Source organism: Klebsiella sp. OBRC7, assembly GCF_000293135.1.
Lineage (GTDB): Bacteria > Pseudomonadota > Gammaproteobacteria > Enterobacterales > Enterobacteriaceae > Klebsiella > Klebsiella michiganensis.
In genome coordinates, this window is sequence record NZ_ALNJ01000033.1 from 1 (window position 1) to 19,794 (window position 19,794).

Consider the following 19,794-nt stretch of genomic DNA (forward strand, 5'->3'; position numbering starts at 1 on the left):
ATCGGGCATTATCTGACCATAAAACACTATCAATAAGTTGGAGTCATTACCCGCCTATCGCTATCGTACCGGCGCTGCCAGAGATATGTGACTAAAAAAGCCTCCTTAAATTCCCATAAGGAGGCTTTTTTTAGTCTTCAATGATCGTATTCAGCATTTCGCTCAGCGTATGCAGTCCTGAAATATTTCTCTCTTTCAGATAACGATTGTTTATTACGTTTATCTTGTAAAGCCTGACTAAAGAACAGTATGCCTGATAGGTCTGGCTTTGGGTATCGACCAGTTCGTCGATATGACTTTTTTGCAGGTGTTCTTTTTTTAGCCGGCGATATATTTTTTTGAGCAGGGACTTATTTTTATAATGTAGTAAGGTATAGCTCGTAGAGTCTACCGGTGACCGCGGGTGCTTATTGTAGATGACGGGGATCTGTATTACATGAAGTTTGCGTAAAATGCCCGGAGGCGATGTTTTGCAGGGGGCAACTACGCCCGAGAGTATAATTTGATGGAGCTTTCGCATTATGCTACCTGAGTTATGAGTGAGATATATTAATTATCACGCTAAGCATTGTGCATGCAAATTCAATTAGTTTAAAATTAAATATTTTTCGGGCTTACCGTCAAAAGGTAAAGTTATTTTGCAATGTATGTTGTGAGCATGCACATATATACTAATGACTTCCTGTCTGGCACGCTGCGGGGACGCTACATCAGTGACCCCTTGTATATGACTTAGGTCATTGGTGAACTCAATTTGAGAGAGGCTGCTTATTCAATTGCAGTGATTAAATACTTAAAACCGTGCGTGAAGGTATTTTTGCTAACGCTAAACGCGCCGTTGGTTGAAACAGGGAGATGAGCGCTGAAATGATGTGCTGGCATTAGCAGGGCACCTTTTGTCGTGACGGGATCACCTTTTTGCTGAAGAAACCTGGTTACGTCCGGCCTGTTTTGCTTTGTAGAGCTCCTTATCGGCTTTTTCTGCCAGTACGGCAAATGAATAACCCTTCACCCATTGAGCAACGCCAAAACTGGCGCTGAGCCAGGGCGAAAGTTGAGAGCCCCGATGCGGGATCTTCGCTTTTTGAATATTGGTTCGAATGCGTTCTGCAATCATCACGGCTTCAGCCATCTCATTGCAATGAGTCAATACGACAAACTCTTCTCCGCCAAAGCGAAACGCTGTGTCGGATGTTTTACGTAAAGACTGGCTGATGCATTTTGCAACGCTTAATAAACATTCATCACCGGCAATATGCCCATATAAATCGTTATATTGTTTGAAATAGTCAATATCCATTATAATCATAAATAAATTACCGCCTGAATGCGGCAATAGTTGTGCCTGTTCCTCAAAATGGGTTAACAGGCTGCTTTTATTTAATAATCCGGTTAAGGCGTCACGATGGGCAAGGTGGGTGAGTTTTTTAATGAGGAGATTCTTGGCATATTCACTTTGTTGAGTTCGGGTGTACCATTCAAGCAATATGTAGCGAGCAGTGATGACGATAATAAAAATAATGACAGAGCCAGACAGTTGCAGAAAGTTAAATTTTTCATAAGCGGTGATTTCGCTTAACAGCATGGCGATGCTTATCGGTACGCTAAACAATAACAATACAGTTCCGGAGATATAAAATGAGATGGTGGCGGGTAACAGCGTGCTGATGAGCAATGAAAGCGTTAATGAGGGGTTATTGTAATGTTTGACCATCAGATAGAACATGGCTCCCCAGAGGATACCTTGTAGTAACGCGTATGTCGGTAGCAGCCTGGCGAGATATTTTCTGGAGATCAACGCCCTTAACGTAAATCCCAGCGCTGAAAAAAGCGTGGTCGCTACGCATAGCATATTCATCATCTCCCGATAAAAGTCATTCGGAGTATGGATAAAATTGTTCAAAATCAACCACAAGCAAAAAACGATGTTAAGGCTCAGAAACCAGACCAGGTTCCATGAATTAACAATATCCAGGTTTTTATGGTTTTCAGTCGTCGTGTTAATCATGAGCTGATCTCGGTGGCGCGTAAGAAAGTAATGTAGATATCCGTCATACGTCACGTTGCCTGTGCGTTGGCTTAGTTACTCGGCTCATCCAGGAGCCTCGCCCTGCCGGGCCGCCGGGATACGGCGTTCAAATCTGTTCCAGACCGGTTTGTCGTTCACCCCAGCCACATCGTTATCTGTGCTGCAGGGGACTAATGAGAGGTTCCGGCCTCTCACCGGAGGCCAGCTTTCGGCTGGTCAAATTCGTTGCCGACGAATTTGTCACTCCCTTGTCTCCTGTAAGCAACGCAAATTATTTTGGGTATAAATATAACCAGTTATGGCCCGGATGGCGAATCTTGTTCGTTGTTGAAATCCAATAATAAACATATTTTTATTATAAAACTCACGCCATCCTGCTTTACTGGCAATGACGGAGTCCCTTGCCTTTAAAACGAAAGAGGACATCGTTTAACGAGGACTTTATCAAACCAGGTCAATCGCCGTCTGTCAGTCTGCTGACGGAGCTTTCGGGTTAAGGCAAATCGTGAAATGCGGATAATAAATATTGGCAGAGATATATTATTGAATTTCCAGGTTGCGTATCTGAAACGCAAAAAAGGGACCTGTTCTTGAATTCATGCCGCACTGGTCTAAGCTCAAAAAGGCGAAAAAGTGTCGGGTTGTTGTAGCATAAAACAATAAATCTTTCTGTAGGTGAAGGTCATGAACAGGGCAATTTCCCGGGTAGTGCTGTGGTTTTTTGTTTTGATGGCTTATCCTTTACAGGCTGCGGAGCCACGTCAGGCACCTTCAGCACAAGAGCGGGCCCGAACGGTTTATGTTTTCCACCAGCCGATAGTGATGCTTCAGGCGAAATTTGGCTTGACCACGCCCGAGGAGCGGGTATTACGGATTCGTAATACCCTACGTTCTTTTAGTCGTGAAGATGTGGCAAAACCCCTGATAATTGCGCCAGTGACTCGCTATAACCAGCAGGGACGGCTGATCGTTATGAACGGTAAACCGGTTATGCTGCTGGTGGAGGCGGATCTCGACGAAGGCGATGATCTCACTCTTGACCAGGCGGCTCAGCGCGTTTTAATCCGCCTGGAAGCCCAGCGTACGGCGTTACGTGACCAATACGATCGCCGCAGCCTGGCGCTTTCCGCGCTGAAAACCGCGATTGGCGTGGTGGCGTTATTGGCGTTTTGGTTCTTACAGTACCGCTCCTGGCGCTGGGTGCGTCGTGTTTATCGGCGCAAAATAATCGATAATAAAGGGCTTATTCCCCAAACCTGGCGACGCTTTTTAGGTGAGGTTGAAAGCCGCCTGTACGCGCTACTAATGCTACTGCTGGGTATCACCGCGACATATGTTTTGCTCCGCTGGGCCTTCAGCCTGTTTCCCTGGACGCGCGTCTGGGGGGAGTCGCTGGGCGACTGGTCAATTCGCATCGTCAGCCAGATTGCTTACTCCATCATCTCGGCGCTGCCGGGGCTACTGGTGGTGCTCATTATCTTTGTGATGACCTTCGTCATCCTGAAAATCCTCAAAGTTGTCCTGAACCAGGTCGCCGCGGGGCGCTTATATATTCCCGGTCTGCACCCTGAAACGGTGGGGGCCACGCGCAAGCTCATTGCGGTTATCGTCTGGCTTTTTGCACTGTCAGCCGCGTATCCCTTTCTGCCGGGGGCTAACTCACTGGCATTTAAAGGTATCAGCGTTTTTTTTGGCCTGATGCTCACGCTGGGGTCCGCGGGCGTGATGAATCACGCCATGAGCGGCCTGGTGCTGATCTACTCCCGGGCGCTGCGTAAAGGTGATGTGATAGGCATTGCGGAAAACGAAGGGCGGGTGACGGAGGTGGGCATGCTGGCGACAAAGATTGTCACCCGGGAAAACTACGTCATTACGCTACCCAATGCGGTGGTGGTTAGCGGTAAAATCACCAACCTTAGCGTGGAGCATCCCGATGGCAGCGTCAACCTCACGTTCAACGTGACAATTGGCTATGACGCGCCCTGGCGGCAGGTGCACAGCATGCTGGAACTGGCGGCGCGGCGGGCGAAGTGTGTCGATCAGTCCGTCTTGCCACGGGTGCGCCAGCTGGCATTGATGGACTGGTACACCTCCTACGAGCTGCAGGTTAGACTGCTGCCGCTGGCGCCGAACAGTCAGGGGGACGGTATGCTGGCCGGGGCTCGCACCGAAATACACGGCCTGATTCAGGACGTGTTTAATGAATTTAACGTGCAAATTATGTCGCCAAACTTTGTCTTACAGCCTGATGAGCCGGTAATGGTGCCCAAAGAAAAATGGTTTACCGCCCCTGCGCAGCCGCCGAGTGAAGGGTAAACCCGAGAGACTACTGCGCCGTTTTCGCCGGGCACTGCGCCGGGTCAAATACCGTTTTCCAGTCTTTTTGTATATCGACCACCACCCAGCCTTTCTCTTTGGCCACTTTTAAGCCTTCAACCAGTTTACCGCTGGCCGGTGGATGGCTGTCGTAAGCGTATTCACGCGCCGCGTCGGTATGGTGCACCAGTAGCCCGAAGGTTTTGTAATCAGGGTTGCTGGCGGTGTACTGCATCATTGCCAGATCGCCATCGCTGTTGCCAAAAGCCGCCACCGGGCGCTGGCCCATAAACAGATGAATCGCCACCGGTTTATTCGCCGCATCGTCATTAAAAGCACCCTGCATGGTTTTGCGTATTTGTGAGCCATCTTTGGTCAACGAGAACTCACCCAGCGCGAACGAGCCGACGACCTGTTCCGGCGGAATGCCGTACATCTTCTCAGAGAGCACACGCATAAAATCGATGCCGCCGCCGGAGATAATCCACGTCTTAAAGCCATTTTCACGCAGGTAGTCCAGCAGCTGACGCATAGGCTGATAGCCCATTTGGTTATACTGGCAGCCAAACCGCGCGTCTTTGTGCGTATCGATCCAGCTGGCGACGCGCTTGTTAAACTCGTCGGTGGTGATATCGCTGTGGGTAAAAGCCAGCAGCTTGAGCAAGCCTTTTTCGCCCGCGGCCGCCACCGTTTTCAGATCGTTTTTCAGCACCGCGCTGACCAGCGGATCGTTTTGCCATTCAGGATGTTCAGGGGCAAGACGCTTGACTTCATCCAGTACGAACTGGATCTGGAAGGTTATCGGCGCTTCCGGCCACAGGGTGCCGTCGTTATCAAACACCACATAGCGCTTTTCCGGCGGAATAAAAGCGTGGTTGTTGGCATCGGTGGCATCGTGCACCCAGGTTTCTATAGCCTGTTTAGCCGGCGTATCGTTCCAGGCGGAAAGCGGTGCTGCTGCAGCGCCGCCGCACAGGCTCACTAATAACATACCGATCAACGTACGCTTCATCGGGAACTCCTTTTTTCAGGGACCAGACCCGGCAGCGACGTGGGGTGCCAGAAACGGTGCCATTGGTGATAAACATACCGGGCGCTTTGCGACAGCGAACGGCGAAACAAAAATAGCAGCGCGACCGTCGCGGCCAGCACTGCGATCCACAGTGACAGCAGACCCCACGAGGTTGGTGCCTGGCCTTTGAGCGCCGCTTCCGCGCCCGCGTTCGGCGCCGGGGCAATCTTGTACTTACTGCCCGGCAGTTCGGCGGTTTGCCACTGCTGATGGGTGGTATCCCACCAGCGTAATTTTATCGGCGGGAGGGTCACGGTACCGGCTTCCACCGGCAGATAGCGCAGCGTTTCGACGCGCTGGGCGCCGTGGATATCGCCGCGACCTGCCGTCACCAGGGTATTTTGCGGCGATAAGCGTTGGGTGTGCGTGCCGGGAATGGCGTACAGCAGCGGCGGGATCTGCGTTGCAACGGCGTCGTCGGCGACCACCGTTACCACACGCTCAATCACGTCTCCGGCGCGCAATTGTCCATCATCGCTGCTGTGGAAGAGATTGATTTTCTGGCTCAACGCCAGGCTGGCGGCGGGCAGGAAATGGTCCGGCTGTTGTACATCGTCAGGCCAGCTTACCGCCTTATCTAACGCCGGCAGTTTCACCGTCACCGGCGCCTGTCCGGCTCCGGTAAGCGTCAGTTCAAAGGCTGGAATATGCAGATGCCCCTGATCCCAGGCCGATACCTGACGTTCCATACGAATGCCGCTCCAGCTGGTGCCGCCCTCATGACGGGTGAGCAGCTGATTGGGTTCGGTGGTGGTCAACAATGCGCCATTTTCAACAGGGAAATCAGGCCACTGCGGCGGCGGGTTGAACCAGCTATCGGTCCAGAAGGTCACAGCTATGCGCACCGGCTGACCGGGAGCTACGTGCTCTGGCGCGATAAGCTCGCGCGAAACCGTCATGGCCGCCTGACAGGGCAACGTGGCAATCAGTAATAACCACAGCAGCTTCATTGTTGATCTCCTGACTGGGTGCGATAGAGGTTTTCCAGCAGGCCGGAAGGGGAAACGCTGAGATTTTCATACCACTGGTTCACCTGCGGGTTGCCACCGGCCTGCGGCTGAATATCTTTTTGCTCAACGCCTTCCTCGGGTTTGAGATCGTGTTTGATCTCATCCGGTTTATCGTCCTGCTCCTCGCCCTGCGCCGACAGGCGGTCGCGCTCTTTTTGCCGCAGCTGCATGATGATGGCGGCAATCTTCGCCCGGTTGCCCTGCGCCAGCTGCCAGTCAGGCCGCAGGCTGAGCGCCCGGTCGTAGCTGTTGAGCGCCTGCTGCCACTGCTTTTGCTGCGCGTAGCTGTTACCGGTCCACAGCAGCACTTCCGGCGTTTGTTCCGCCTGATGGAAAGCGGCGGTGGCGGCGGGGTAGTTCTCCGCCCGATACCAGGCGATCCCCTGCCGCAGCGGGTCGGTAAAATGCTGCGCGGCGGTAGTGTAATCCCCGCGCGCGAACGCCTGCTGCCCTTGAATATCGGGGCTGACCCACGCATCCAGCCATGACGCGGCGTGCCCGGCGGGCTGCCACATCAACAGCGGCGCGATAAGCAGCCAGCAAAAAAGCTGACGTCGCCACAGCAGTACGATGATCAGAATTGGAATGACCGCCAGCCAGCCGCTGTTGCGCCAGTGCAGATCGATGCGCGCGTTGTTTTGCGCGCTGACGGACTGCTGTATATGGCTGCGGATGGCCGAAAAATCGCTGTCGTCCGACGTCACCAGGGTGACCGGAATACCGCCATCGCGGATCTGCTCAAAGCGCGCGACGTTAAGCCGGGTATCGGTGCCGAGACTGGCATACTTCTCCGGCAGCGTCCCGCCGTGGGCGGTGCCGGGAACCCAGATTTGCAGCGGTAGCGACTGTTTTGTCAGCCAGCGCGCATCGCGCTCATCGATATTATCCGCCACCAGAATGATGCTGCGCGGCGGCGAGGGCATATTTTTCATCGCCAGGGTCAGGGCCGCCTGTAGCCCTGATCCTTCACCTGCCGGAAGCAGGGCGGGGGACTGGGCATGCAGGAACAGAGCGTAAAAATCCTGATCGACGGTCAGCGGGGTAGTGAGCCACGCGCCGGACTGATACACCACCAGGCCAAAGCGGGTGCCGGGCATCTGCGCCATCAGCGACAGGATTTTACTTTGCATCCGCTGGTGACGGTCTGGCGCCAGATCGCTTGCCAGCATGGCGTTATCCTGCTGCAACACCACCATCACATTACTTTGCGGGGTTAACGCCGCGGGAAGCTGACGCTGCCAGGCAGGACCGGCGAGGCCGATAATCCCGGTCATCATCATCCACGGCAGCACGCGGGTTATTTTTCGCGGTTGATTGACGATAAGCGCACGGGCAAGCGGCTTATCCATCATACGTACCCAGGCGCTGCGTCCGGCGGACGGCAGCCACCACAGCGCGAGGCACAGCGGTAACAGCACTAAAAACCAGGGGTGTAAAAAGTGGAAGTCGCTCATGCGCTTTCCTCCCTGAGTACGCGATAAAGGGCGAACGCCAGCAGCAGCAACAGCGCGGCGGCAAGCGGCCAGCCAAACAGCGGTTCACGCCAGGACCAGCCGATACTTTTAACCAGCACCGGCGTGATAGCATCAATTTCCTGCCACACGGCGTCCAGCGACGCGCCGCTGCTTTCGGCAGTCCACGCGTGTCCACCGGTCATCTGCGCGATTTCGGCGAGCAGCGGCAGGTCGACTTTATCGTCCCCGGTGCTGTTCACGTCGCCAAAAGCGATGGTGTGCACCTGTACGTGATGCGCGGCGGCCAGTTTGGCGGCAAGACGCGGCGTCAGCTGTGAAGCGGTATCATTGCCGTCGGTGAGAATAATCGCCAGCTTACTGGCGTCGGCGTTTTGCGCGGAATCGAACAGTTTGACCGTGACTCCCAGCGCGTCGCCAATCGCGGTCTGCTGCCCCACCATGCCCGGAGAAAGCTGGTTGATACGGGTTTCCAGCGCCTGTTTATCTTCGCTAATTGGCGCGAAGGGCCATGCGCCGTTAGCAAAAATCACCAGCCCAATCCGGTCGGACTGGCGGGCGGCGACAAATTTTTTCACCGAGGCCTGTACCGCTTCCAGACGGGTACTGCCCCCGGCGACATCGTTTTTCGCCATCGAGCCAGAGACGTCTAAAATCAGCATGATGTTACGCATCGGTTTTTCAATATGCTGCGGCGGGGTAAGCCATTCCGGACGCGCCATGGCGCAAACCAGCAGCCCCCACACCAGCCAGAACGCCACGGCGGCAAGCTTACCGCTGCGCACAGGCTGGCTGTTGGGCTGGATCTCGTGGATAAGCGCAGGTAAAAACGGCACGCGCACGTACTCCTTTAGCGGCCGCGCTTTAGCCATAAAAAAGCGGCCCACCAACGGCAGCAGCAGCAGCAGCCAGACCCAGGGCCAGACAAAATCCACGCGTGAGAGATATTCAGACATAGGGTAATCGCTCTATCCATGCATGTAACTGCGTACGCAGACGCGCGTTATCGTCGTCATTCAACTGGTTTTCACGCTGGCAATAGTGCAGGCTAAGCTGTTCGCGCAGCGCATCGTCCAGCGGTATCTGTTGCAGCCATTGCGTCGGGTTAGACGCGGCGCTTATCGCTTCGCGCGGGTGATGAACCAGCAAAATGCGTTTAATCAGCAGCAGCCAGCTATCGGCGGTATGCGACTGAGACAGGGCGCTTAACGCCTGGCGACGCCAGACATTCCGCCGCCAGCGGGCATAGCGAAACAGGGCGACGGTCAGCCCGGCAAGCAGAACCAGGATGCCGAGCACAATCCAGCCCGGCGGCAGTGGAAACCAGGAGGGCGAACCGGGCAGCGCCGGCTCCGCCAGATTGGGGACGGTAAAACCTTTCTCCAGCATTCAGACACCTCGCTGTAGCTGTCGCAGGAGATCGCGGGTGACCACGATTTGATTGACCCGCACGCCAATCCTGGCAAGACGCGTCTCCTGCTGCGCCAGCCGGGCGGTGACGCTGTGCACGATCTCGTCGCGGCGGGAGGGGGAAAGGGAGAAGGTTGCCTCCAGGCCTTCGTACCGCGCGGCAAGCTGGCCGTGGGTCGGCAGCCGCAGATGGAGATCGTCGAGCGTCACAAAGGCGCTGATCTCCCCCCGGCGGCGCAGTGCGGCCAGCAGGGCATCGCACTGGTTATCCAGATCGTGAAAATCGCTAATCACCGCAACCCAGCTCCCGGTAGAGATCAGCGGCAGGCTGTAGCGCAGCATATCGGCCAGCGACAGCGGATTTGGTGCTTCATGAGGATAGGCGTCGGCGACGGCGTGGTTATACTCGACGATGTCGTCCAGAAAGTGGGGCAGGGTCGCATTCGGCGGGCGACAGGCGCGCAGCGCGTAGTCTTTGTCACCAAACACCGCGCCGCCCAGACGGTCACCGTCATGCCAGCTGCGCCATGCCAGCAGCGCGGCAATTTTTGCCGCCGCCACCGATTTGGTCTGCACGCGGGTAGAAAAAAACATATCCCGACGCTGATCGACAAGCAAAAAGACCGGCCGCTCTTTTTCTTCATTGTACAGGCGGATCCATGGCGTACGCATACGCGCGGTGGCCTGCCAGTCCATCAGGCGAACGTCATCACCGGGCTGGTAGCGGCGCAGACTGTCAAAATTAAGCCCGCGACCTTGCTGCCGCGATATGCGCTCCCCGGCCAGTGCGCTCGGCGGAATTTGCCCTGGCGGATTGATAATAGAACGCGCCTGCGCCGCCAGTTTTAGCAGGCTATCACGCGAGACGCGGACGGCATCGCTCATTACGCCACCACCGCGTCGAGCAGCATTTGCACCGCATCGTCCGGGGTGCAGTTGTCGGCGTTGGCCTGGTAGCTCAGCATCAGACGGTGACGCAGCACCGCAGGGGCTATCTTTTTGATGTCTTCCGGCAAAACCGCGTCCCGGCCTTCCAGCCACGCCTGGGCGCGACCGCAGCGCTCCAGCGCCAGCGTACCGCGTGGGCTTATCCCAAAGGTCAGATAGCTTGCCAGCGTATCGCTGACGTTTTCAGGGTGGCGGCTGAGATCCACCAGATTGACGATATAGTTTTCAACGGTCGGCGCGACGTGAATATGGGCAATCGCCTGCCAGCACCCGGCGATCTCCTGTTGCGTCAGCATCAGGGTGTCGGCGGGGGCGCTCGGCTGATTTTGGCTCAACAGCTGGTATTTTTGCTGCTGCTCGCCGCGAACCAGCTGCATCACCTTCTGTTCGTTCTCTTTAGAGGGATAGCCGACCTGCACTTTCATCAGGAAGCGGTCAAGCTGGGCTTCCGGCAGGGGCCAGGTGCCTTCCTGATCTACCGGGTTTTGCGTGGCGAGAACCATAAACACCCCCGGCAGCGGCCAGGTTTTGCCCGCCACGGTCACATGGCGTTCTTCCATCGCTTCCAGCAGGGCAGACTGAACGCGGGCGGAGGCGCGGTTGATTTCATCGGCCAGAATCAGGTTGCCAAACACCGGGCCGGGACGGAATTTAAATTGGTCTTCTTCGCGAGTGGCATTTTGCTGATATATTTCGCTGCCGGTGATATCAGAAGGCAGCAGGTCGGGAGTGAACTGAATGCGGCGGTAATCGCCCTCCACGTGGCGGGCGAGTTCGCGCACGGCGCGGGTCTTCGCCAGCCCCGGTAGCCCTTCCAGCAGAACGTGACCGTCGCAGAGCAGGGCGATTATCAACATGCGCACCAGCTCTTCCTGGCCCAGCACCTGCTGGTTCATTTTCTGCTCAAGTTCTAATAGCTTCTCGCGCTGCATCATCGTTTTAATCCTGAATAGTCACGTTTGATTAAGGTGGCTAATCCCACCAGCATCGGCTCGGCGTAGTTGAAGAAGGCTTTGATGCCCGGGCACAGATAGTTGAGACCCGCTTCGCCGTCCGGCGCGCGCACGATGCGGTTTTTCGGACGCTCGCCCCAGCACATTTTTAAATACGGGCAGGCCTGGCAATATTTCGGCAGCGTATCGCGCTTGCCCATGCCAAAGGCTTTCTGCCGCTCGGAGAACGCCAGATGTGACAGTGGCGTATTAGCGATATTGCCTATCTGGTATTCCGGGTAAACATAGTGGTCGCAGGAGTAGATATCACCGTTTTTTTCAATCGCCAGCCCTTTGCCGCAGAATTCGGAGTGGGTGCAGATTTGCGCGGGCATGCCCAGCGTTTGCGCCACCGCCGTTTCAAACAGATTGACCTGAACGCGGCCTAAATCGTTGTTAACCCACTCCTCGAACACCGCAATCAGGAAGCGGCCCCAGTCATCCGGGTCAACCGACCAATCGGTCACGACAGAGTCGAGATCGCCGGGGTGAGCGCGGCGGCTACCGGTCAGCGGAATGGTGTCATCGCGCCAGAACTGCGGGGCGGTCTGTTTAAAATCAACCGGTTCCACGCACGGGTTAAACTGTACGTAGGACGCGCCCAGTTCCTGGGTCATAAAGCGATAGACTTCAAGCGGGTAGCGGGCATTGGTGCGGTTGACGGTCACCAGGGCGTTAAACGGTACGCCGTGACGCTTAAGCGCCTCAACCCCGGCCATCACCTTATCAAAGGTCGGTTTGCCGCTACGCGTGACGCGGTAGCGGTCATGAAGTTCCCGCGGGCCATCAATCGACAGACCCACCAGAAAATGATGTTTTTTGAGGAATTCAGCCCATTTATCGTTCAGCAAGACACCATTTGTTTGTAAGTCGTTCTCGATGCGCTGGCCGGATTTTTGGTACTGCTTTTGAAACTTAACCACTTTTTCGAAAAATTCGAGCCCCATCAGGGTCGGTTCGCCGCCCTGCCAGGAGAAGACCACCTGCTCACCGTCTTGCCCTTCAATATACTGGCGAACAAACTGTTCGAGCGTCTCATCGCTCATGCCGGTATGCCTGTCCTGGTGCAGCAGATCTTCTTTGTGCAGATAGAAACAGTAGGAACAGTCAAGGTTACAGGTCGAGCCGGTAGGCTTGGCCATCACGTGGAAGCGGCGCTTATATTCAGGGCCTTTGCCGTTATATTTCTCGGCAGAGGGTAACGCGGTAACGGGTAGTGTTGTGCTGTACTTCATCGTATGCCCCTGAGAAGTGATAACAAAAAGGTGAACTGATTTTTATCATCCAAAGCGGACAGGCTGCTTTAGCAACCTGTCCGGGGTGGCGTTATTTATTAATACCGGAACCCTGCTCAAGCATGGCTGAAGCATCGGAAATGGTGAACGAACCCGGTTTTTGACGCGGCGGGAACTCTTTGAAGGTGGCCAGCATCTCTTTGGCATACTTCTGCGCGCCGCCCATCAGGAACAGACGATCGTAGAACCATGAGTTGTAGCCCATACCGTCGCTGCCTTTCTCCAGCGGATCGATCTCCAGATCGAAGATCATTGGCGTACGCAGTTTGGTGAACGGATATTTCCACAGATCCAGACCGGTGTGCTCCTGGATCATAAAGTGCGCTTTCCAGCGGCCATAGCGCATGGCCAGCAGGTCGCCGTCATCACTCCAGTAGAAGAATTCTTTACGCTGGTTGTCGCCTTTACCCTGCAGGAAGTCGAGCTGGTTATAACCATCCAGATGTACCTTGTAGGTCATCGAGGTCGTCTTATAGCCTTTCAGCAGTTCATCTTTGATGTTAGCGTCCCCGGCGGCCGCGACCAGCGTTGGGAACCAGTCGTAGCTAGCGAACATGCCGTCAACGATTGTCCCCGGCTTAATATGCCCCGGCCAGCGAATCATCGCCGGTACGCGGAAGCCGCCTTCCCAGCCGGTGTTTTTCTCACCGCGGAACGGCGTTTCGCCCGCATCAGGCCAGGTGGCGGTCATTGGGCCGTTATCGGTGGTGTAAACGAGAATGGTGTTGTCTTCGATGCCGAGGTCTTTAATCTTCTTCAGCACTTCACCAATCATGGCATCGTGTTCAACCATACCGTCGGCATACGTCCCCAGACCGGTTTTTCCGATGCTGCCATCTTTCAGGTGGGTTTTATTGTGCATACGGGTGGTGTTAAACCAGGTAAAGAATGGCTTACCGGCTTTTACCTGACGTTCCATAAAGTCGTTGTTGGCGGCAAGCGTCTCTTCGTCAACCGTACCCATACGTTTCACGGTCAGCGGACCGGTATCTTCAATCTTGCCGTCAGCGGTGCTCTTAATCACGCCGCGTGGGCCAAATTCTTTACGGAAAGCCGGGTCTTTCGGATAGTCCGGGTTCTCCGGTTCTTCTTCAGCGTTCAGGTGGTACAGGTTGCCGAGAAACTCATCAAAACCGTGTGCGGTAGGCAGGAACTCATCGCGATCGCCAAGGTGGTTTTTACCAAACTGGCCGGTGGCATAACCGAGCTGTTTAAGCGCGGTGGCAATCGTAATGTCTTCTTTTTGCAGACCCTGCGGCGCACCAGGCATACCGACTTTACTCATCCCGGTACGAAACGGCATCTGGCCGGTAATAAATGCAGAACGACCAGCAGTTGAGCTTTGCTCAGCATAATAGGAGGTAAACTTAGCTCCTTCTGCGGCAATACTATCAATATTCGGCGTTTTATACCCCATGGTGCCCTGGTTATAAGTGCTCAGGTTCCAGTAACCAATATCATCACCAAAAATAACGACAATATTCGGTTTAGAGGTGTTTTGTTTTGGCGCATTCTCTGGTGCGGTGGTGGTAGCTGGTGCTGCATATGCACTGGACGCTGCGCTGGCTGCTAAGGTTAACAGGCTGGCGAGCATTGTCCTTTTGAAAGGCACTATATTTTGCATGGGGTTAGCTCCGTTTTTGGAAAGCGATTTAATTATAGACATGGCTTCGATTCTGCAATTTAAAATATCAATAAAATGACTTGCTGCGGGTAGGCAAATGGCAAAGTCCTACTTTAGATATCTGAACTCGTAGCTTAAATTGCTGAAGATTGTGTTTTTTAGGGTATGGGTTTTCGTAGATCAAAGCGAATGCTCATTTATTTATTAATAAATTTGATATTTTAATTTTCCAGTATGGGGTCGAGGGACGAAGACCTTCACCTTGTCGAAGCGGTAGCCCTTAGCATGTTTTATGTTGCCAGGTGGGAAAGCCAGAACTCCTGATGTTGATAGTCTGGCTTATATCAGATCTGGTAAACTATAAAGACAGTTATGATGACGTATTGTTATACAATGATGCCTGTTCGCTTTTAGCTTTATTTCTCTCCAGCGTATACCATGTTATGGCTTTAATATGCTTATCTCTGGCGCGTGAGTTTATTAATTTGTTAGTTGTTCAGTGTGATGGCTTCTTGGAGAAAGTTTTTATCTCCTGCAGGGACGTTGCGTACAGCGTTAGCGGGGATAGATGCCTGGCGTTGCTATTTTTATGTGAGAGGCGGAGACAAGGTGAAAAAGTCGCTAACGTGCTTAATGGGCTACCACAGGTTGCGCTCAAGCCGGTTATGCTGAGTTGATATCTTCGTTGAGATATTAACGGTAGCGCATGCCCGTATCTCGGGACAGACAGCAAAAGCAAAAAGCCCGCTTAAGTTTCCTTAAGCGGGCTTTTGAAATTTGGCTCCTCTGACTGGACTCGAACCAGTGACATACGGATTAACAGTCCGCCGTTCTACCGACTGAACTACAGAGGAATCGTGTGAACGAGGCGAATACTACTGGTCTCGGATTTTTGTGTCAACACTAAATTTAACTTACTGATTCAAATGGCTAAATTTAGTGCAGGTCGGTGTTTTAGTGTACTGCCGGGCTTTCGCCGTCATCCGGCGGGGTATTCTCACGTAATCTCTCCAGCGGATCCTGGCGATAGAAAAGGCAAAAACGCTGCCAAAGTGCGGGAAAACGCGGGGCGAACAGCTCTGGTGCGCTGAAGAAGTACTCAGAGAGTACGGCAAAACATTCGCCAGGATCGGTGGCCGCGTAGGCGTCAATACTGGCTGCGCTTTCACCGACCAGATCGATCTCATCCTGAATATTGTTCATGGCGGCATGGAGATCGTGTTCCCAGCCTGCCACCTCGCGCAGGGGGATAAACGGCACGCCGCTTGCGCGATCGCCATTGCGGGTATCCAGCTTATGCGCCACTTCGTGAATTATCAGATTGAAACCGGAAGCATCGAAGGAGTCCTGAATGTCCAGCCAGTTTAGAACAATGGGCCCTTGCTGCCAGCTTTGCCCTGATTGCACGATTCTCTGGCTATGCACCAGGCCGATATCATCTTCCCATTCGTCGTCGACAACGAACGGGGCAGGGTAGATAAGCACCTCGTGAAAACCATCTAACCACTCGATACCCAGTTCGAGCACCGGCAGGCAAAACAGGAGCGCGATACGAGCGCTCTGTAGGGGAGTGAGCTCAAGCCCCTGTAATGCAACCAGACGCTTCTGTTGCAAAAAGCGGGATGCCATTTGCGCCAGCTGCTGCTGCTCATGGTCGGAGAGGTTGGCTAACACAGGGATGGCAAGCGCCTTTTCCCAGGGGATTTCCGCGCTGCCGGACTCTTCATCTACTTTCCAGGGCCATTTAAACATCATATTGCTCGCAAAGTCGTCACTTGAACTGAATTAAAGAGACAGGAACTATTAAAATGCCAAAGAACCTGGCATTATAGCAACCTCAACAGCGGAGAGATGCCGGAGCGGCTGAACGGACCGGTCTCGAAAACCGGAGTAGGGGCAACTCTACCGGGGGTTCAAATCCCCCTCTCTCCGCCACTATTCAACAAAATCAACCAGTCGCAAAGCGCTTTTGATTTTACCTGCATGAATCCCTGCATTAAAATTTCTTTCTATCGCTTTGCTTTCTCGCCTCTAATATAGTCTTTTTTACCATGTTGCCTCTTGTTGGGCATCCACTTTTATCCTCTTTAGTTCACAATCTCACACTCTTTACAATAGCTTAGCCCGTCTCGTATCCCTGATAACAAAACGGTTGAACTGCATGTGTTGCACACGGATTCTGTAAGGATGGATTACTGGAGGATTGACGGATAAAAGCGAACTCAGGAAAGCACTGGATGTACGGTTGACTATCGAGCGCTATGAGGCGATAGAGAAACTTATGACCCTGGTCTGAGCTACCGGGATAAAAACTTTCCCGCGCGGATCTGGCGCGGGATCATATTCCTGCATGCGGGGGATAAAATGTTTCAATAGTTGGAGGTTGCACTTCTCATCGCATCGCCCGTTTTTATAATGATGCAATCAGTGGTGCATTGCTCCTTTGCCGTCAGAATAACATTTTCTGGAAGCCTGAAATGCATTGACTTGCTGATTAAGATTTGCTCGGCCATCCCCTTAATAGCCCAGGGAGCCGCAAGGGAAATATTGCCAAACTCGTCATAACGTTGTGTTTTAGTAAAGGCATTATAGGCGGGATCTTGAATATCAAAAAGAACATCCCCTGTAAATGTTTTCCCCACCTTGTAGGAAAGTGCGCTGGCTAATGCGTTTAACTCCGATTTTTGTGGGATAATGAAACCATTGAAGATATTGTATGATGCAGCGATCATCGCGAATACCGTCAATGTGGGTAGCGCTTTTTTTGCTATGTTGAGTTTGCTTGTCAATGCATCTAACCCAATAATAATAAGAGCGCATGTGAAGAATTCCAGTGCTATCAGTGATCTATATGCAGCCCAGTTTTCCCTGACTAACAAGTTTGGAGAGTAGGCGCCAATCCCCATGATTATAAACATGAGAACCTTAATAGGGCCTGATTTGCCTTTTATTATTGAAAGTAAACCTATTACGCAAATTATTAATGAGAGCGTTGTGAAAAAGGTGCCGGGAGTTATATTAAAGTTATTGATAGCGTTAATCAAAGGTTCTTTTATAAACCATTGTAACTTCTCAAGTGGATTATTGGTTAACTCGGCACGTGCAATTGAACTGCCGTATAACCATACAGGTACAAATTTTGAAAATAGCAGGCTACCAAGCATGCCGATAAATAAAACTGCGCCACTGATTAAAACAATGTTGATAGAGAATGGCTTGTCTTTTTTCAGGCAGTTATCAAGCATGACGAAAAATAAAAATGCCATCGCCGTTGGTTGATATATGGCAAATGCAAACCATAAAATAATGATGGATGCTGCAAATCTTATAAATGTCGTTTTCTTATTGGTGGGTTTTAATGTCGCATAACTTATTCCGGCAAGGAGTATAGATAGTACGAAAGGGAAACATGTCGCCCAGGAGTTATAAACCTGTACTGCGGGCGTCAGGCATATTAATAAAGGGAATACGATTGTTGTTATCTTACGCTCGAATATGTTTCTTTTTTCTATAAATGAAAAAAGGAAAAAACACAACACAAATACCGATATTACGGTAAAAAATCTAAGATAGGCAAGGTCATCGATATTGTGAACTAGCGTAAAGGCAAGTCGTCTGGCAACGGCATACAAGGGTCTGCCGGATTGCATATCCCATTGAAACGGAGAGCCTTTCCCTGAAAAAATATCGGAAAGTGTCGACCAGTCATCTGAAAATGCATAGCTAAATATAATCGTTGGGCTATAAACTAAGAAAATGGCTGCGAGGTAAAGCATTGCAATAACTTTTTTAGTGTAAGGCGTCATCCATTCGTCCTTAGTGTTCATTGCTCGCCTCTCATTTCGTATTTTGCTACCTCTTCGATAAAATATTTTGGCCGGTTTTTAGATTCCATGTATATTTTTCCAACGTATTCGCCAATTATCCCCAAAGAAAGCATCTGGACACCGCCAAGGAAAAAAATCGCAATCATTACAGATGTCCAACCCGCAACGGTATTTCCGAGGATCTTCTCAATGAAGGCATAGATTGCAGCTAGTGAAGATAGAAGGCATGTAGTAACCCCAGCAGCGGCGATCATACGTAATGGGGTAATTGTCAGAGACGTTATGCCTTCTAACGCCAGTGCAACCATCTTTTTTAAGGGGTATTTTGATTCGCCTGCAACCCTTTCATCTCTGCTATAATAAACGCGGGTAGACTTATAGCCCAACAGCGGAATTAGCCCCCTTAAATATAAATTTTGTTCTTTAAAATCTTTTAATGCTGTTAATGCTGTCCGGCTAAGAAGCCTGAAGTCCGCATGGTTAGGAACCTGATTGACACCCAGCCCTGACATCAGGGAATAGAATTTATTGGCTGTTGCTCTTTTGAATACTGAGTCACTACTCCTGTTGTCGCGTACGCCATAAACAATCTCAAACCCTTCATTATATTTGTCTATCATTTTCTCAATGCAACCTATATCATCCTGTAAGTCTGCATCAATACTTACTGTAACGTCAGTATCTGCGTTTGCCAACCCCGCCAGCAGGGCGATCTGATGGCCCCGGTTCCTTGATAATTTCAGCCCGCGGACAAACGACTTTTCCTGTGATGTGGATTTGATTTGTTCCCAGGTGTTGTCTTTACTGCCATCATCGACAAAAAGGATATAGCTGTTGCGAGCGATTTTTGCTTTTGCATGGAGATTTTTTAATACAGTGGCAAGCCCTTCCAGGCAATATGGAAAGGCCTCTTTTTCATTATAACAAGGCACCACGATTGCTAATGAGGGTATTTTGCTCCTCGTGTGGTTTGTATTAATTTCTTTCATTTCATTGACCAGTATTTGTTTATAATAAAACCAGCTGTTGTGTAAATAATCATACCTACAACTTGTGCAGTATAGATAGCATCAGGTATAACGATGAAAAAAACTTTCATTGCTATTAAATTTAAAATGTAACAAAAGGCGCATGTTGATACGAATTTGATAAATCTCAGGGGGCTCAATGTCGTTGAGAAAGTGAACTTCGCATTCATAACAAAACTGAAAATAATGCCAACGACATAACCTGTTGCATTTGAAGGGTAGATACCCACGCCGGCATGCATCAGGCCAAATATAACAACTGCCGTCATTGCTGTATTTGCCAGGCCAACGATAATGTACCTGACCGCTTCTCTGGATGTGTTTTTTTTCAAGGTGTGATTAATCATTTATTGATTTACATCAATTTTGTAAAGGGGCGGTTAAGAGATTAAGTGCACGGTCGATATAAGCAAATAAGCTCCTGGAATATAAGTATTTGACGCCAACTCGTGTTCGGTGTCAACCAGACTTACTGTTGCAGTAGACATATTCCTCGGCGGGTATTGTTTTACGCTTCTCTGGCCGAGTTTGTATGGATATGATAATGCCGAATGGCCGCGAGCCGGAAAGCTATGGGAGGGGGGAGTTATGGTGCGGTCATACCTGGCAGAGCTGCGTTATTAACGTGTCTACTGTTACGGTAACGATATTTATGCGCGGACGTTGCTTGGCTTACGCAGAAAAACAGTTTAAATCTCCCGAATAGGGGGGAGGGCGGGGAGTGAAAATATTGTGAGTTTTCTGTATTTATTGTTAATTATATGATTTGCA

General features: G+C 51.7%; 15 protein-coding genes and 2 tRNA genes. 2 read left to right on the plus strand and 15 right to left on the minus strand.

The features are described from left to right. Positions 1-910: 910 nt before the first annotated feature. Positions 911-2,008, minus strand: a complete 1,098-nt coding sequence (locus tag HMPREF1144_RS09050) for a GGDEF domain-containing protein (protein ID WP_004852267.1) — start codon at positions 2,006-2,008, stop codon at positions 911-913. A gap of 705 nt (positions 2,009-2,713) precedes the next feature. Here HMPREF1144_RS09050 and HMPREF1144_RS09055 point away from each other — a divergent pair. Beyond that, a complete protein-coding gene (locus HMPREF1144_RS09055; protein ID WP_042927347.1) occupies positions 2,714-4,345 on the plus strand; it encodes a mechanosensitive ion channel domain-containing protein in 1,632 nt (543 codons plus the stop codon). A gap of 10 nt (positions 4,346-4,355) precedes the next feature. Here the strand turns inward: HMPREF1144_RS09055 and HMPREF1144_RS09060 are convergent, their stop codons facing one another. The 11 genes from HMPREF1144_RS09060 to mtfA form a co-directional block, all read right to left on the minus strand. Then, positions 4,356-5,357, minus strand: coding sequence for an HAD family hydrolase (locus HMPREF1144_RS09060; protein ID WP_009652571.1), 1,002 nt, complete (start codon positions 5,355-5,357; stop codon positions 4,356-4,358). After that, positions 5,354-6,367 carry a BatD family protein gene (locus HMPREF1144_RS09065; protein ID WP_004852257.1) on the minus strand — a complete coding sequence of 338 codons (1,014 nt, stop codon included), beginning with the start codon at positions 6,365-6,367 and terminating at the stop codon, positions 5,354-5,356. Before HMPREF1144_RS09065 ends, HMPREF1144_RS09060 begins: the two co-directional genes overlap by 4 nt. Continuing rightward, entirely contained in the window at positions 6,364-7,881 is a 1,518-nt protein-coding gene (locus HMPREF1144_RS09070; RefSeq protein WP_009652562.1) for a vWA domain-containing protein, read from the minus strand. Before HMPREF1144_RS09070 ends, HMPREF1144_RS09065 begins: the two co-directional genes overlap by 4 nt. Then, positions 7,878-8,855, minus strand: coding sequence for a VWA domain-containing protein (locus HMPREF1144_RS09075; protein WP_009652580.1), 978 nt, complete (start codon positions 8,853-8,855; stop codon positions 7,878-7,880). The genes HMPREF1144_RS09070 and HMPREF1144_RS09075 overlap by 4 nt, the downstream gene beginning before the upstream one ends. Next, on the minus strand, positions 8,848-9,288 hold the full coding sequence (locus HMPREF1144_RS09080) for a DUF4381 domain-containing protein (protein ID WP_009652576.1): 441 nt from the start codon (positions 9,286-9,288) through the stop codon (positions 8,848-8,850). The genes HMPREF1144_RS09075 and HMPREF1144_RS09080 overlap by 8 nt, the downstream gene beginning before the upstream one ends. After that, positions 9,289-10,194 carry a DUF58 domain-containing protein gene (locus HMPREF1144_RS09085; protein ID WP_009652565.1) on the minus strand — a complete coding sequence of 302 codons (906 nt, stop codon included), beginning with the start codon at positions 10,192-10,194 and terminating at the stop codon, positions 9,289-9,291. Beyond that, a complete protein-coding gene (locus HMPREF1144_RS09090) occupies positions 10,194-11,192 on the minus strand; it encodes an AAA family ATPase (protein ID WP_004852248.1) in 999 nt (332 codons plus the stop codon). Before HMPREF1144_RS09090 ends, HMPREF1144_RS09085 begins: the two co-directional genes overlap by 1 nt. Continuing rightward, complete coding sequence (locus HMPREF1144_RS09095; protein ID WP_009652572.1) at positions 11,189-12,484, minus strand: anaerobic sulfatase maturase; 1,296 nt, start codon at positions 12,482-12,484, stop codon at positions 11,189-11,191. Before HMPREF1144_RS09095 ends, HMPREF1144_RS09090 begins: the two co-directional genes overlap by 4 nt. A gap of 91 nt (positions 12,485-12,575) precedes the next feature. After that, positions 12,576-14,168, minus strand: a complete 1,593-nt coding sequence (locus tag HMPREF1144_RS09100; protein WP_004852242.1) for an arylsulfatase — start codon at positions 14,166-14,168, stop codon at positions 12,576-12,578. A gap of 778 nt (positions 14,169-14,946) precedes the next feature. Beyond that, positions 14,947-15,022 (minus strand) — tRNA-Asn (locus tag HMPREF1144_RS09110). A gap of 100 nt (positions 15,023-15,122) precedes the next feature. Next, positions 15,123-15,923, minus strand: a complete 801-nt coding sequence (gene mtfA / locus HMPREF1144_RS09115) for a DgsA anti-repressor MtfA (protein WP_162557822.1) — start codon at positions 15,921-15,923, stop codon at positions 15,123-15,125. Positions 15,924-16,013: 90 nt separating this feature from the next. Between mtfA and HMPREF1144_RS09120 the strand changes: the two genes are divergently transcribed. Continuing rightward, positions 16,014-16,103, plus strand: a tRNA-Ser gene (locus HMPREF1144_RS09120). 434 nt (positions 16,104-16,537) lie between these two features. Here the strand turns inward: HMPREF1144_RS09120 and HMPREF1144_RS09125 are convergent. From HMPREF1144_RS09125 to HMPREF1144_RS09135, 3 genes are read right to left on the minus strand one after another with little or no spacing between them, the layout of a single operon-like run. Further along, positions 16,538-17,995, minus strand: a complete 1,458-nt coding sequence (locus tag HMPREF1144_RS09125) for a glucosyltransferase domain-containing protein (RefSeq protein WP_004852238.1) — start codon at positions 17,993-17,995, stop codon at positions 16,538-16,540. Next, positions 17,992-18,984 (minus strand): glycosyltransferase family 2 protein, encoded by a 993-nt coding sequence (locus HMPREF1144_RS09130; protein ID WP_009652567.1) that lies wholly within the window; start codon positions 18,982-18,984, stop codon positions 17,992-17,994. The genes HMPREF1144_RS09125 and HMPREF1144_RS09130 overlap by 4 nt, the downstream gene beginning before the upstream one ends. Beyond that, on the minus strand, positions 18,981-19,370 hold the full coding sequence (locus HMPREF1144_RS09135) for a GtrA family protein (RefSeq protein WP_009652568.1): 390 nt from the start codon (positions 19,368-19,370) through the stop codon (positions 18,981-18,983). Before HMPREF1144_RS09135 ends, HMPREF1144_RS09130 begins: the two co-directional genes overlap by 4 nt. Positions 19,371-19,794 lie beyond the last annotated feature (424 nt).